We start from the raw sequence: 13,891 nt of genomic DNA, 5'->3' as shown, positions 1-13,891 counted from the left end.
TTAAAATCTATATAATAATCACATTAATCATTGTTATATCACGAGTCTAGAGAAACAAGATGTCCCCATTAGATCAAATTGCGAATGCACTAGACGACCAGTCAGAATTATCGATGTCAGTTTTAATGACTCCTGACATGGCGAATTTTTCGGGTAATGTGCATGGTGGAACGATTCTAAAATTGTTAGACCAAGTCGCGTATGCTTGTGCAAGTCGCTATTCTGGTAGCTACGTGGTGACACTATCAGTTGATAAAGTAAATTTTAAAGAACCAATTCACGTGGGTGAGTTAGTGACTTTCCTTGCAAGTGTGAACCATGTAGGTCGTACTTCTATGGAAATTGGTATTCGTGTTGAAGCGCAGAACATTCAAAAACGTACAGTGCGTCATACCAATAGTTGCTATTTCACAATGGTTGCTGTTGATGATCAAGGTAAACCAAAACAAATTCCGGCATTGAATCTAGATAATGACTGGAAACGTTGTCGTTTCGAAGCTGCGGAACATCGTAAAGTGGCACGTTTACAGGAAAATCATCATCCTTCTTGCAGTATTTATAAAAAGTCGACACAAAGCTAATCGCTTTGGTGGCTGAATATTTGAAAAGATCGCTTTGGCGATCTTTTTTTTATTCTGAAATTCGTCTGGAGAGTGCAGTTGGGATTTGAATTCCGAGTATGCGACTAAAGTTTATTCTTCACAGCTCAGTTAATGATAGTCATTCAGTCCAATACTGTTTAATATAAAACGATACGTAGCGTTTCGTTTTTTAAATTATGAGTGAAACTGAAAAAACTTCTCGGCGTAAGCAATGTATCTTACAGGCAGTCACAGATGCTTTAGCGGAAAGTGATTATCGAAGCATGACCATTGAAGATATTGCGGCTCGTGCAGGCGTGGGAAAATCGACGATTTACCGTTGGTGGAAGCATAAGTCCGATCTGGTTTTCGATGCTTTTAAAGCGCACACCGCGTCGGTGTTTGAACTCGATTTATCACAAAGTTTAGAGTTCAATCTAAATCAACAATTGCTCAAACTATCACGGGCTTTAAATCAGTACGTGGGTCGAGCATTGCTGGTTGTATTGGCGGAGCATCGTGAAGCAGCGGGTGAGTTTTTTAAACAGTATTTGTTACCTCGACGAGAAGCAACACGTGAGCTGATCCAATTGGCCATTCAACGAGGCGAAATTCGCGCGGATTATCCTTTCGAACTCATGTTGGACATGTTGTACGGCCCGATTCATTATCAGATTATTTTCTTTAATACCCAGCCAGATGAAGACTATATCAAGCGACTGGTGCAGTTGGCGCTAAACCCGATTTTTACGCAGTCCCAAGCCACGCGTAGCAGCGAGACAATGATCTCATGACTACTCAACATCAGGCATCGCTATGGAACAAGTCTTTCGTTTTTTGTCTGTGTAATAACTTGTTTTTATTTAGCTATTACTTTGCGCTGCTGACCATATTGCCCATTTATATTATGAAAGAATTGGGTGGTTCGATTCAGCAAGCGGGTATGGCTTTAACGCTGTTTTTGGTGTCATCCATTGCGATTCGTCCCTTTTCCGGCATGATCATTGAGCGTTTTGGTAAAGCCAATTCTGTACGTATTTCAGGCTTTATCTTTGTCGTTTTTGCGCTGAGTTATTTGTGGATTGACAGCATGTGGTCGTTGTTGGTCATTCGTTTTTTACATGGTTTTTGGTTCAGTATATTAACCACGGTCAATGTTCCCATCGTAAATGATTACATCCCAGATCATCGAAAGGGCGAAGGCATGGGCTACTTTGTCATGTCGACCAACTTAGGAGTGGTGATCGGGCCATTTTTAGCGCTGAGTATGATTCAATTCAGCAGTTTTAGTACCTTATTTGCAGTATTAGCCTTATTGGTTGCAGTGGGCTATATTTTTACGTGGTTGGTTCAAATACAAGAACACGTACAGCATAAATCAAGTGATCAAGCGAGCCAATCCGCAGCCATCCAATGGCGTGATGTGATAGAAACACGGGTACTTGCCATCAGTTTTGTGGCATTGCTGACCGCATTTGCATATTCGAGTGTGATGAGTTTTATCACCGCTTATGCTGAACTGAAGCATTTACTTGCTTATACCACTATCTTTTTTATTGTCTTTGCCGTATCGATGTTGATCGTCCGTCCTTGGGTTGGCAAAGTTTATGATCGCAAAGGCCCGAGCGCAGTCATCTATCCATCCTTTATTTGCTTTGCCCTTGGTTTGGTGATTGTTAGTTTTCTCACGAATCAATGGCTGCTTTGGATATCGGCAGTTTTTATGGGCATCGGCTACGGTTCAGTGTTCCCATGCCTGCAAACGGTCGCGATTCAAACGGTAGAAAAAGCCCGAATGGGACATGCAATATCCACCTTTTTTGCCTTGTTTGATATTGGCCTTGCTGTCGGTTCGGTCATTATGGGTGTGCTGATTGCATACTTTGGATTTCAGGCAACCTATTTATTTTGTGCAGTGATGGTGCTGTTCACTTTGTGGATGTATCGTCTATTCGTGGCAAACCAATTTAAACGCAGTGCTTTAGGAGCTGAATAATGGAATTACGACATCTACGATATTTTGTTGCGGTTGCCGAAGAGCTAAATTTTACTAAGGCTGCGCAGCGGATGTGTACAGTGCAACCTTCTTTAAGTCAGCAAATTAAAGACTTAGAACAGGAAGTTGGGGTGCAATTATTGATGCGAACCAACCGAAAAGTTGAGCTGACTGCAGAAGGTCAGGCCTTTTTAAAAGAAGCGCGTTTGAGTTTAGAGCATGCTGAAAAAGCCATGATAGATGCGCGTCAAATTGCGCAGCTCAGTAAAGAACAACTGAATATCGGCTTTGTTCCTGTGGCTGAAATGAAGGTCTTTCCTTATATCATGCCAAATATCCGTGCTCAGTTTCCTGAGTTGAAAATTCATTTTCATAGTTTAATGGATGTCGATCAGATCAGTGCAGTGCGTAAAGGGGAGATTGATATTGCCTTTACCCGTTATGTCGAAGAAAGCCCTGATATAGAATCTGTTCAGATTTTTACTGAGCCTTTGGCGCTGATTGTACCAAAAAATTCGCCTGTGGCAGAACAGCGGCATATCAGCATTAAAAACATGAATAATCAGGATTTTATTATTAGCGATGAACATTCATCACCTGAGCTATACCGAATTATTCAGGATTTCTTTAAGCAAAATAAACTGAATGTGAACTTGGTACAGCATTCGACCAATATTTTGTTAAATGTCAATTTGGTCGGTATGGGCGTGGGGTGGAGTTTGGTACCGTCTTATGTCATTCCATTGCTCGGTGATAAAATATTGGTTAAAAGTACGGTTGAACCTTTGCCGACCATTGGTTTGTATGCGAGCTATCGAAAAGATCGTAAAAATGATGCAATCGAATTGATTTTAAAAGTCTTAAAAGAGCAGTTCTATATGGGCTTTTTCTAAGCCTTTAAATATTGCCCTAAGATTTAAATGAAAAAATCCCGAATTAAGCGCTTCGGGATTTTTTTAGTTATCGTATTTTTAATCATAGATTAAATGAAGAATGGAGCTTGTTCAGCTCATTCATTTAAACCATTTTTGTAAATAGGGTTTCATCACACGGTAGGCAATCAAACCGATAATAATAATCAGATAGAGTGGCCAAATCGTAATGAGAATAACCAACAGGCTCAATACAAATTGCCAACCTTTTTGAATACCATACCACGCTCTTTGCCAGAAACTATCGCCATTTAACTGCGCAACAGCATCAAGATTAATATCGATATGTTTACGGACAGTGGCAGGTTGAGTAAATCCAATCACAATCGTGCTATAGCGGACACGATCTTGAACTTCTAAGCGGGTCAGTCGTGAGATTTCATTGACTTGCGCAGCTGCAACATGGTCGGGCACGACCTGTGTTTGTGACATTTTTTCTTCGAGTAGTTTTAGCTCATAGCGTTTTGCCGAATATTGCTGACGGTTCAAAAAATGCATTAGTGGTAACAGTTGATTGACGAAATGTGCAGCTTTTTCACTTGGCACACGAATGATCATTTCCGCTTGCGGATTTACTTTTTCGAAGATTTTAATTTTGCCGTCAGCAATCGGGTAGGATTGACTCTCTTGCACCATAAAGTCGATATTTTTCTGTTCAATAAAGCCGCCTAAACTTAGCGTCAGTTTTTCAATTTCTAAGGCCGTTTTAACGACATCTTTCGACTCAAAACTGACATTGGCTTCTCGTACCATTTTACGTGAGGCTTCGGCTGGGTTGACCTGCTCATTTAAAATAGTTTCAGGTTTTTGTGTTGTTGCAGGCGTGGTAGACGGCTCATTGGAAGTGCTTTCCGCTGCTTGATCTTGCTGTGTACTGACTTGAGCAGGTTGTGCATCTGCGCTGGCTTCAGTTGCCATTTCTTCGGTTTTCTTGGAACAGCCTGAAATTAAAATCACCGTTAACATGGCAATTAAATATTTATTTTTCATCGATGTAGAGCTCAATTGTTTGATTATCAGAAAGTCAGAGTAAATACTTTTTGCTTTAAATATAAATTCAAATTTAGCGTAATTATTAGTCGGGCGTATTGTATCGGAAAGTGTTTAAAGCACGGATGAACGCAACATAATTCTACATAAAGCCGCGTATAGTAATAGACAGAACAACAAGGATGAAAATAAGGATATCTACAATGAACCCAGCAATGAAACTCTACAGCAATCCACGCTCACGCAGTAATACCATTCTGCCTTTATTGAAAGAATTAGACATCGAGTCAGAAGTTGAGATTATTGAAGTGCCATATGAAGAGATGCACCAAGCGGCATATCTCAAGATTAATCCCATGGGCAAAGTTCCCTGCTTGGTCGATGGTACTGCCGTGATCAGTGAAACTGCAGCCATCTTTAGTTGTTTAGCCGATAAATTTAGTGAAAAAGGTTTAGCTCCCGCCTTAGATGACCCAAAACGTGGTGAATATTTGAAATGGATGTTTTTCTGTCATGGTCCGCTGACTGAATACATGGACATGAAAAATGTCGGCATTAGCACTGAGTTGATGGATGAGAAACGTGGCAGTTTGAGTTTTGGTAATGAAAAAATACTTTTAGATTTTATTAAAACAGGGCTTGCGCAGGCCCAGCCATATCTGTTGGGGGATAAAATTAGCGCAGCAGATTTATATTTGGCTTATTGGATGGTGTATGCCATTTCATTCAAAATATTGCCATATTTAGAGGAATTTAAACCTTTTATTCAGCAGATTCAGCAACGTGAATCGGTAAAAGATGTGCATTGGTTTCAGTCGGTTTAACTTGGATGCTTATTTGATTGTTGGCTGAACTTGGTATTGCTATATGTCTATTCATATAACTCTTTCTTTGAGAACTAAAAAGAAAGAGTTTTAAATATCAATCACTAAGATGATAAAGCGATTTTAATTATTGCCATAAATAATGTATGGCATATATTGCGCTAAATTAAATAGACTCAATCGTTGTTGGTTCTATTTAAAAAATCATGGGCTTCATCATCAGATAGAGGTGGGCCTAAATCTCTTTCAAGTTTGGCATATATTTCGAGTAGCCTTTTTTGTTGAGGATCCATATCTAATGCACGATGCTGCTGATATGTTAATTGATCATTAATCCAATAATAATGCTGAACCGCAGCCCCTGCGAAACTGGTTTTCAAATGGAGTTTGTAATAACCAGAAAATTTATGTTTCTTGGTATCTAGACAGAGATACGCGAAGGTAGACCAACCACTTTCGGGAAATTTAAGGCGAGCTCGGCAGGGCTTCTTTTCTAGTGTAAATGTGGGTGAATAGACTTGGCCTTTTAGAATGATATTTTTATCTTGACCAAAATATTGGGCTTGTAATGCAAATAAAGCAAGAATCACTGTGGTGAGAAAAAAGCTGGCAATGACTGAATAAAAAAATGAAATGTATAAATGGAAGGACAAAAAATTAGATTCTTCGTTTTTGTTCACATCTTTTTCTAAGCGTAATAAATAGCAATTCAAAGAAATAAGAAAACAGAGGCAAAAAACGAAAATAGATAACCAACTATTGGCATGAAAATGATGTATCTCTACGAAAATGAGTGAACAGATAAAAATAAAGCCCAACAAACTATAAATGAATAATTTCTGAAATCTTTTTTGCATTTTGCGAAGCTTATAATTATGTATTGAACGATTATAGCATCTGATGTTTATAGTGATTATAGAAAAAATCACCATGCTTTATGCATGGTGATTTTTAATTCTTGCAGATCTATTTGGATTATTAAGCATGCAATTTTGCAAACAATTGTTGGCTCACGCTGTCTAAAGTTTGTGGAATTGCAATCGCTGCAACAAAACGGTCTGGGCGAAGAATCGTAATAGATTCAGTGGTTTTACCAAACCAACCACGAATATCAGTACCAATATCACCAATCGTGATCACATTGTCGTACTTGGTGCGATTTTCATTGCTAAGTTGAACAGCAGGCAATACTTGGATAAATTTAACGCCCAATTTTTGCCATTTTTTCATGGTCGCATCTGACAGACCCCATTTTGGATCGACGCCCCAAGCAATGATTGCAAAGTCGTTACCGATGACTTCATCAAGTAGGACTTTTTCACCAGATTCAAGTTGAACATATGGTTGAATGAACATTTTACCCACAGGTGAATCTTTAACACCGTTATTGATCAATGCACCATCGTTGTACTTCGGCATTGGCTTGAAGCGCATTTCCAATAGATATTGTTTGATCGGTTTGATGTAATTGAGTGCATAGGCGATACCATCACGCACGAAACCTTGCCATTTTTTTGGTGGCGCAAGGACATGACCCGCCATTACAGAAAGATCAATCATCGCTTTTGCATGATCTTTACGTTCAACTTGGTATGTATCTAAAAGCGCTGGGCCAGCTTTGCCTTGTACAACCATTGCAACTTTCCACGCAAGGTTGAACGCATCACGCATACCACTGTTATACCCTTGACCTTGCCATACTGGCATGATGTGCGCAGCATCACCTGCAAGTAAAATACGGTCTACACGGAATTTATCTGCAATACGGGCATTGTGGGTATAAACGCGCTGACGAATCACTTCAATACCATCGGTCGTTGGAAGTACTTTCGACAATAGTTTGGCAATGTTTTCAGGTTTGCTTAATTCTTCTTGAGTTTCACCAGGCATCACCATAAATTCGAAACGACGAATACCGTGTGGAAGTGCAGCAGATACATAAGGACGCACAGGGTCACAGCATAGGTAAATGTGTGGCGTTGCAAGTGGGTCATTATTGATGTCGATCACGATCCATTGGTTCGGTGCAGTTTTACCATCGAAGCCGATGTTGAGGGTACGACGTACCACAGAGTTACCACCATCACAAGCAATCAAATACTGCGCTTGAATTATTTCAGCTTCACCGTCTTTATTTTGAATATTGAGCGTTACACCATTGGCATCTTGGCTAAAATCAGACAATTGACGAGAGAATAAAACATTTGTGGTTTCGTACTGTTTTAAACCTTGTAGCAGTACATTATCGACTTGCGGTTGAATAAAGGCATTACGACGTGAGAAACCAAATTCACGAGTGAGCGGTTGAATGTCTGCGAAACAACGACCTTTAGGGGTTAAGAAACGCATCGCGTGGTTCGGTGTCGTATGCGGTAACACTTGGTCCACTAAACCTAATGATTGGATGGTACGTAATGATTCATCATCAATACCAATCGCACGTGGGTAGTCAATCAGGCTGTCCAGTTGTTCAATCACAGTGACATTGACGCCTTGCTTACTTAAGTAGTTTGCAATGGTTAAGCCGACAGGACCTGCGCCCAGAATGGCAACTTCCGTTGTGTAATTTGCTTTATTGCTCATGCGTAAACATCCAATCACTTCACATATGCCACTATTAAGTTCTAAACAGAGACTTTCAACAAGCTAGGCATAAGTCGAAACGATGAATCGAATTGTCGTGTTTTTTGCAGGGTTTTATTTTAAGTGGATGATATATATTTATTTATATGAAAATCATCAATCATTTTGAATGATTTATCGATCATTAAAATCTATCAATTAGTAGCTTTGAGCATAAAAAAGCCGAACCATTTTTCAATGATCCGGCGACTTTAATTCATTTAGCACAACATTCTATTAGTGAGGGATAAATGTTGAGCAGCAGACTAAATGAATTTAGCGTGTGGAGTACGCTATCCGTCTATTACTGAGCAGGTTGAGCTAGTGCAGAACCTTCAGCATTGGCTTCTGAAGCAGGTTGAGCAGCAGTACCTTCAGCAGCAGTTGTTTCAGTCGCTGGCTGTTCTTGAGTGCTAACCACTACTTTTTCTTGTTCAGGTGCTTCTTGTTTATCTTTGCTCGCAGCAAAACTTGTTGCAGCTGCAGCAGCTAGAGTAGAAGCAAGTAAAATTTGAGTTAATTTCATTTTGAGCATCCTTATATATTTTAGTAAGTCCTGAAAAGATCATCACGTCCATCAGGAGAGAACTCATGCTAAATCGAGAAAACCGAGTGATCAATGCGAGCAACAAAGTGAAACAGACTGGTTAACTGGATGAATACATAACCGTCCATCCTGTGTTTTAAATGTAAAAAAAATATCGGAATCTTCATTTAACTTTGCAAGAAAAAATGACCAAATCGACTTCATGATTCATTCATTGTTTACATGATGATTACATCGAAGTCGTAATTAAGCTGAATCCAGAATTTTCACTAAAATCCAAATGTAAGGATTCTTTTCGATATGGCTATTTTTTTAAATATAAGAGTTAACTTTGCCAATAAAATGTGACCAGATATGTCATGCATTCATGCAAATGGAATAAATAGGCTGTTTAACAGCCAGATCATCATTCAATGCCTCGGATACTAGGCTGATCTATGCTTTAGGAAAATGAAGACGGAGAAATGAAGACTAGGCTTGCAGCATTTTTTTGAAATCATTATGGTAAAGGCCATCAATCATTGGCTATTTATTTGAGTGACTCACTTTTGAAATTAGTTTCTACCCACGGTGCGATTCCGGTTCATATTATTTCTGGCTTTTTAGGTGCGGGTAAAACCACAATTTTACAGCAGTTATTAAAGCAAAAGCCAGCGGGCGAAACTTGGGCCGTACTGATGAATGAGTTTGGGCAAATCGGGGTCGATCAACAGATGTTGCCGCAAGATCAGGGCTTTGCGGTGAAGGAATTATTGGGTGGATGTCTATGTTGTAGCAGCCAACTGCTGATGCAAATTGCGTTGTCACGGTTATTGTCAGAGGTGAAACCCGACCGACTGTTTATCGAGCCAACAGGTTTGGGGCATCCTGGACAACTTTTGGAGCAATTGACTGAGCCACATTGGCATCCGCATTTAGCCATGCGGGCATTGGTGACCGTGGTTGATGGCTCACGCTTACATGATCAAGATTGGACATCGCAAAACCTGTATGCCGATCAACTCAAAGTGGCACAAATCGTGGTGGTGTCTCATGTCGATTGTATGAGTGATGCCGATCAAGCTGGTTTGGAACGACTCAAACAAGCGTATTTACCGTATCAGCAGCAATGGATCAATGTTGTCAAAGGTGATTTAAAACTGACACGTATTGATCTTGCCTATGTGGGAAGTCCGCGTAAAATTCAGCCTTTATTGGCGATGCAAAAGCAAATGCCGGTTGATGTACCCACAGAAATTAAACAGTTGCCTTATCATTATGTTGAATCCGCTCAGGGCTATAGTGTCGCAGGTTGGAAACTCCCAAAACGTTGGATTTTCGACTTTTTTGAGTTGTTAGATTTACTCTGTGAGCAGCAAGATTGGCTACGAATCAAAGGTATTTTTCAGACAGACCAAGGGTGGAAAACCTTTAACTTTAATCCTGATCAGTTTAATTATCAGTCGAGCGAGGAAAGTATCGATAATCGTGTCGAAATTATTTACCAAACTGAACGTGAATGGCTCGAATTTGAAGATCGCTTAATGCAGTGTCGTATCGATGCCGATAAAGCGGAGAAATAAGTAAATCAACGCAGCAAAAGCTTGCTAAATCTTATATGCTAAGCGCCAAATTTGAGGACTTTACCATGGCGCTAAAAGCTACAATTTATAAAGCAGATTTGAACATTGCCAATATGGATGTACACCAATATGGTGATTATCAATTGACGATGGCTTTGCATCCTTCTGAAACGATTGAACGTTTGATGGTACGTGTCTTGGCATATGCACGCTATGCAGATGAAGCATTAGAATTTACCAAAGATCTTTTCGAAACAGACGAACCAGCGCTGTGGGAAAAAGATTTAACAGGTCAATTGGTGAAATGGATTGAAGTCGGTTGCCCTGACGAAGACAAAGTCAAAAAAGCCAGTGCTCGTTGCTCACACGTTGCTGTGATTACCTATGGTTCTTCAGTAGACGAATGGTATAAACGCAACAGCAAACTGAAAACCCTGAAGAATGTTGAAATTTGGCAATTATCTGAAGCGAGTACAGCTGCCATTCAAGAGTTATGCGAACGAACCATGTCTTTACAATTAAACGTAATGGATGGCGAATGGACTTTGATTGGTGATAAAGCTCAAGCGGTGATTGAATGGACACAATTGCAATAAGCGCATGATTTGATTTAACGCATCCTGATGGATGTGAGTTTAGGCTTGCATCCTGACTATAAAATTCGGTATATCTACAAACAATGAGAAAATTTTAAAGATGGGGAGCAGCCGATGTACCCTGATTTTTATTTGTTATTTGTGGCGCTTATGATTGGCGCTGTCATTGGTGCGGAACGTGAGTACCGAAGTAAGTCGGCAGGTCTGCGCACCATGATTATGGTCAGTTTAAGTTCATGTTTATTTACTATCTTATCGTTACGTATCGGCGTTGATAGTCATGATCGAATTGCGGCCAATATTTTGACTGGCCTCGGCTTTTTGGGTGCGGGGGTAATTTTTAAAGATGAAAATCGAATTTCAGGCATTACCACAGCAACTACCATTTGGATGACCGCTGCCTTAGGCATGGCTGCGGGAGCGGGCTATGTCATGCTGAGCTTGATTGGTACGGTGATTGTGCTGATCGTTTTAATTGTTTTGATTTATATTCAAGCGTGGATTGAAGCGAAAAACCAAGCACGGAGTTATCGTATCGTTTGTCACTTTCGACAACAAACGCTGGATGACTATGAAGAGCTGTTTAAAACCTATCAAATGCAAGTGGTTCGTAGTGTGCGACATAAAACTGAACATAAAATCAGTGGGCGTTGGATCTTAATTGGCTCTGCGACAAACCATAGAAAATTAACTCAAGATCTAATGAATGATCAGGATATTCTGGAGCTCAATTTTTAACAGCGTATTTACTACGGCATCCAAAGTAATCCTGTTTATAATAGGGTTTTATTTTGATTGCGGCATTTGAGGTTGAGAGCATGAGCAAAGAATTAGAAATTATTGACTTAGTGGTAGGCGAAGGTAAAGAAGCGGTTAAAGGCGCTTTGATTACAACACACTATACAGGCTGGTTAGAAGACGGCACTAAATTCGATTCATCACTGGATCGTGGTAATTATTTTGAAACGGTAATTGGTACAGGCCGTGTGATTAAAGGTTGGGATCAGGGCATCATGGGGATGAAAGTCGGTGGTAAACGTAAGTTAATCGTGCCATCACATTTGGCTTATGGTGAGCGTAAAATGGGCAATGTGATTCCTGCCAATTCAAATCTTATTTTTGAGATTGAATTGTATGATGTAAAAACGCGCGATTAATACAGCGACTGTTTTAGATCAGTGACATGGACGTTATTGATCAATTGGATAAAATAGTAGTTGTTATTTTTGTCTTTTACCGTAGATTAGAATAATTGCTCGAGTATAAACGCAGGAATCAAAGCCGTTGTCTTTACAGTTGCCTTGCACCAGATTGTTCTGGGTTCTTACCTTTATTATTTTTACATTGGCACTCACTGTATCGACTGCTCAAGCACAGTATGAAACTGCTCCTAAATCGTTTTATTTAAAACATCAAAACGAAGTTAACCAAATCTACTTCACGGAATACACCAGTAGCCTCTTACAAGGCAAATGGTTGTTTTATCCAAATCAATTTTTAACGTCTCCGAGTTCGGTTCTAGTCGGTCAAACGGTCTATCTGCCTGCATCATTTAAAGACATCACAGGGGACAGTAAAGGTTTTGGGACATTTACTGGACATTTCCAAATCCCTAAACAATTTATTGGTCGACGTATCGCGGTATTGATTCCAAATCAGTACGGTGCGTATCGGGTATTTTTAAATGGTGATGTGATCGTTCGTTTGGGCGAGGTGGGGCGTACTGAAGCAGAACAAAAAACGGAGAATGCACCGCGAATTGCCTATTTTGTGGCACAAGATGAATATTTCACTTTAACCATTCAGGCTTCAAGTTTTAACAGTATGCATGGCGGGTTTGAAAACCCAATGCGTATTGGTATCGCCAAGACAGTAAACCGCCAATTCCAACAACAAATGATGAGTATTGGGATGGTGTCGGGCGCCGTCTTGGGTGTGGGACTATTTACGATCCTATTTTCTGTTTTCCGAGGTTTACGCGGTCGCAATAGCCGAAGTAACTTGGTGTTTGGCTTATTTATTGTCTTTTTAGCACTCCATAATTTATTTTCAGCACCTTATGCCTATACCACTTTTACCGATATCAATTGGTTGTGGGGCACGCGATTAGAATACTTATTTACCTATTTGGCATCGATTTTCTTTTTAAGTTATATCCACTTGCTCAGTCGTCGCTATTTATTTACCTTAAATTATCAGATCGCGATTTTGCTGTTGTCGTTGAATATTTCAGTGACTTTTGTTTCGACGCCTGAAATTTTTCAACCTTTGGCAACTTACAGTTTTGCCTATGTGATCGTTGTTCTAAGTAATTTTGCTTATGGTTTTTACGTAACACTGAAAAAGAAAGAACCGTATTCAAAATTAAATTTAATCGCGGTTATTTTCCTGTGCATTACCTTTTTAAACGACTTTTTGCTGATGATGAATTTGATTGATTCAGTCAATTTATCGTTCATTTCAACCAGTTTGTATGCCTTGTTGATCATGTTTCAGCAATCGCACCATTATGCACAGCAGTCGATGCATACGGAACAGTTGAATAATAGTTTGCTTGAGCTAAACAGTTCACTCGATCAGAAAGTCAAAGAGCGCACCTTACAGCTCCATGAGCTGAATAAAAAATTAGAGCTACAAATTCGTATTGATGCCTTAACGGGGGCATTCAACCGCCGTGCACTGAATGCTGAAATTCAACGCTTATATTCGGAGGTCCGTTTTCATAGTCACCGAACATTGGTCTTTGCGATGTTAGATGTCGATTATTTTAAAAATTATAATGACCACTATGGACATCTTAAAGGCGATGAGGTGTTACAGCAGATCGTGAAAACCATGCAAAACACCCTGCCAAGTTCAGCCTATGTAGCTCGCTACGGTGGAGAAGAGTTTGCCATATTGATGCATGATGTTCCGTATGCGATTGCCCAAGAGCAATTACAATTGGTACTCGAAGCCATGCGTGATGAACAGCTTGAACATGTTAATCGGGGTGATGATAAAAATTACGTCACACTGAGTTTGGGTATGGCATGGATGGATAAGCAAAATGACTTCGACAGTATCGAAGCCTTAATGAAGCATGCAGACCATTATTTATATATGGCCAAACAGGCAGGACGCGATCAACTCAAACCTTAAGCGGTATTGCAGGTGCGTAAAGTTCTATAGCTAATGTCCATTGCAAATGCATATATCGATTCATCTACTTTGATTTTATCCTGTTTGATTTTACATCTGC

14 protein-coding genes are annotated in these 13,891 nt (G+C 39.9%); 10 read left to right on the top strand and 4 right to left on the bottom strand.

What is annotated here, in order from left to right; translation table 11 throughout:
• The first annotated feature begins 59 nt into the window (after window positions 1–59).
• From FTU83_RS11435 to FTU83_RS11420, 4 genes are all read left to right on the top strand, one after another.
• Complete coding sequence (locus FTU83_RS11435; RefSeq protein WP_078191431.1) at window positions 60–581, top strand: acyl-CoA thioesterase; 522 nt, start codon at window positions 60–62, stop codon at window positions 579–581.
• Window positions 582–778: 197 nt separating this feature from the next.
• Window positions 779–1,375, top strand: coding sequence for a TetR/AcrR family transcriptional regulator (locus FTU83_RS11430; protein WP_180039723.1), 597 nt, complete (start codon window positions 779–781; stop codon window positions 1,373–1,375).
• Window positions 1,372–2,577: an MFS transporter gene (locus FTU83_RS11425; protein WP_180106560.1), complete on the top strand. Its 1,206-nt coding sequence runs from the start codon at window positions 1,372–1,374 to the stop codon at window positions 2,575–2,577. The genes FTU83_RS11430 and FTU83_RS11425 overlap by 4 nt, the downstream gene beginning before the upstream one ends.
• Entirely contained in the window at window positions 2,577–3,470 is an 894-nt protein-coding gene (locus tag FTU83_RS11420; protein ID WP_078191428.1) for a LysR substrate-binding domain-containing protein, read from the top strand. Before FTU83_RS11425 ends, FTU83_RS11420 begins: the two co-directional genes overlap by 1 nt.
• Window positions 3,471–3,590: 120 nt before the next feature.
• Here the strand turns inward: FTU83_RS11420 and FTU83_RS11415 are convergent, their stop codons facing one another.
• The gene (locus FTU83_RS11415) at window positions 3,591–4,499 is read right to left on the bottom strand and encodes a DUF4349 domain-containing protein (RefSeq protein ID WP_180106558.1); all 909 of its coding nucleotides are present in this window, start codon (window positions 4,497–4,499) and stop codon (window positions 3,591–3,593) included.
• Between the two features lie 215 nt (window positions 4,500–4,714).
• On the opposite strand from FTU83_RS11415, the gene FTU83_RS11410 reads away from it, so the two are divergent.
• Window positions 4,715–5,323 (top strand): glutathione S-transferase family protein, encoded by a 609-nt coding sequence (locus FTU83_RS11410; RefSeq protein ID WP_180106576.1) that lies wholly within the window; start codon window positions 4,715–4,717, stop codon window positions 5,321–5,323.
• Window positions 5,324–5,499: 176 nt separating this feature from the next.
• Here the strand turns inward: FTU83_RS11410 and FTU83_RS11405 are convergent, their stop codons facing one another.
• The 3 genes from FTU83_RS11405 to FTU83_RS11395 all read right to left on the bottom strand — a co-directional run bounded on the left by FTU83_RS11405 (window position 5,500) and on the right by FTU83_RS11395 (window position 8,471).
• Complete coding sequence (locus tag FTU83_RS11405) at window positions 5,500–6,180, bottom strand: hypothetical protein (RefSeq protein ID WP_180106556.1); 681 nt, start codon at window positions 6,178–6,180, stop codon at window positions 5,500–5,502.
• Window positions 6,181–6,301: 121 nt separating this feature from the next.
• Window positions 6,302–7,906 carry a bifunctional 3-(3-hydroxy-phenyl)propionate/3-hydroxycinnamic acid hydroxylase gene (locus tag FTU83_RS11400; RefSeq protein WP_180106554.1) on the bottom strand — a complete coding sequence of 535 codons (1,605 nt, stop codon included), beginning with the start codon at window positions 7,904–7,906 and terminating at the stop codon, window positions 6,302–6,304.
• 343 nt (window positions 7,907–8,249) lie between these two features.
• Window positions 8,250–8,471, bottom strand: coding sequence for a hypothetical protein (locus FTU83_RS11395; protein WP_180106552.1), 222 nt, complete (start codon window positions 8,469–8,471; stop codon window positions 8,250–8,252).
• Window positions 8,472–9,040: 569 nt separating this feature from the next.
• Between FTU83_RS11395 and FTU83_RS11390 the strand changes: the two genes are divergently transcribed.
• The 5 genes from FTU83_RS11390 (at window position 9,041) to FTU83_RS11370 (ending at window position 13,791) form a co-directional block, all read left to right on the top strand.
• On the top strand, window positions 9,041–10,054 hold the full coding sequence (locus tag FTU83_RS11390; RefSeq protein ID WP_180106550.1) for a GTP-binding protein: 1,014 nt from the start codon (window positions 9,041–9,043) through the stop codon (window positions 10,052–10,054).
• A gap of 65 nt (window positions 10,055–10,119) precedes the next feature.
• A complete protein-coding gene (locus tag FTU83_RS11385; protein ID WP_180025820.1) occupies window positions 10,120–10,650 on the top strand; it encodes a YaeQ family protein in 531 nt (176 codons plus the stop codon).
• Between the two features lie 114 nt (window positions 10,651–10,764).
• Entirely contained in the window at window positions 10,765–11,388 is a 624-nt protein-coding gene (locus FTU83_RS11380) for an MgtC/SapB family protein (RefSeq protein ID WP_180005309.1), read from the top strand.
• 80 nt (window positions 11,389–11,468) lie between these two features.
• Window positions 11,469–11,807: an FKBP-type peptidyl-prolyl cis-trans isomerase gene (locus FTU83_RS11375; RefSeq protein ID WP_180005310.1), complete on the top strand. Its 339-nt coding sequence runs from the start codon at window positions 11,469–11,471 to the stop codon at window positions 11,805–11,807.
• 187 nt (window positions 11,808–11,994) lie between these two features.
• The gene (locus FTU83_RS11370) at window positions 11,995–13,791 is read left to right on the top strand and encodes a diguanylate cyclase domain-containing protein (protein ID WP_180106574.1); all 1,797 of its coding nucleotides are present in this window, start codon (window positions 11,995–11,997) and stop codon (window positions 13,789–13,791) included.
• Window positions 13,792–13,891 lie beyond the last annotated feature (100 nt).

The sequence above is a fragment of the Acinetobacter sp. YH12152 genome (assembly GCF_013418285.1).
GTDB classification, from domain to species: domain Bacteria; phylum Pseudomonadota; class Gammaproteobacteria; order Pseudomonadales; family Moraxellaceae; genus Acinetobacter; species Acinetobacter amyesii.
Note: the sequence above shows the minus strand (reverse complement) of the source record. Positions and strands in the feature narration are given on the sequence as shown.

Excerpts from the sequence above, each read along its gene's own strand:
- FTU83_RS11435 (WP_078191431.1), top strand. The coding sequence starts at position 60 with ATGTCCCCATTAGATCAAATTGCGAATGCACTAGACGACCAGTCAGAA.
- FTU83_RS11430 (WP_180039723.1), top strand. The coding sequence starts at position 779 with ATGAGTGAAACTGAAAAAACTTCTCGGCGTAAGCAATGTATCTTACAG.
- FTU83_RS11425 (WP_180106560.1), top strand. The coding sequence starts at position 1,372 with ATGACTACTCAACATCAGGCATCGCTATGGAACAAGTCTTTCGTTTTT.
- FTU83_RS11420 (WP_078191428.1), top strand. The coding sequence starts at position 2,577 with ATGGAATTACGACATCTACGATATTTTGTTGCGGTTGCCGAAGAGCTA.
- FTU83_RS11415 (WP_180106558.1), bottom strand. The coding sequence starts at position 4,499 with ATGAAAAATAAATATTTAATTGCCATGTTAACGGTGATTTTAATTTCA.
- FTU83_RS11410 (WP_180106576.1), top strand. The coding sequence starts at position 4,715 with ATGAAACTCTACAGCAATCCACGCTCACGCAGTAATACCATTCTGCCT.
- FTU83_RS11405 (WP_180106556.1), bottom strand. The coding sequence starts at position 6,180 with ATGCAAAAAAGATTTCAGAAATTATTCATTTATAGTTTGTTGGGCTTT.
- FTU83_RS11400 (WP_180106554.1), bottom strand. The coding sequence starts at position 7,906 with ATGAGCAATAAAGCAAATTACACAACGGAAGTTGCCATTCTGGGCGCA.
- FTU83_RS11395 (WP_180106552.1), bottom strand. The coding sequence starts at position 8,471 with ATGAAATTAACTCAAATTTTACTTGCTTCTACTCTAGCTGCTGCAGCT.
- FTU83_RS11385 (WP_180025820.1), top strand. The coding sequence starts at position 10,120 with ATGGCGCTAAAAGCTACAATTTATAAAGCAGATTTGAACATTGCCAAT.
- FTU83_RS11380 (WP_180005309.1), top strand. The coding sequence starts at position 10,765 with ATGTACCCTGATTTTTATTTGTTATTTGTGGCGCTTATGATTGGCGCT.
- FTU83_RS11375 (WP_180005310.1), top strand. The coding sequence starts at position 11,469 with ATGAGCAAAGAATTAGAAATTATTGACTTAGTGGTAGGCGAAGGTAAA.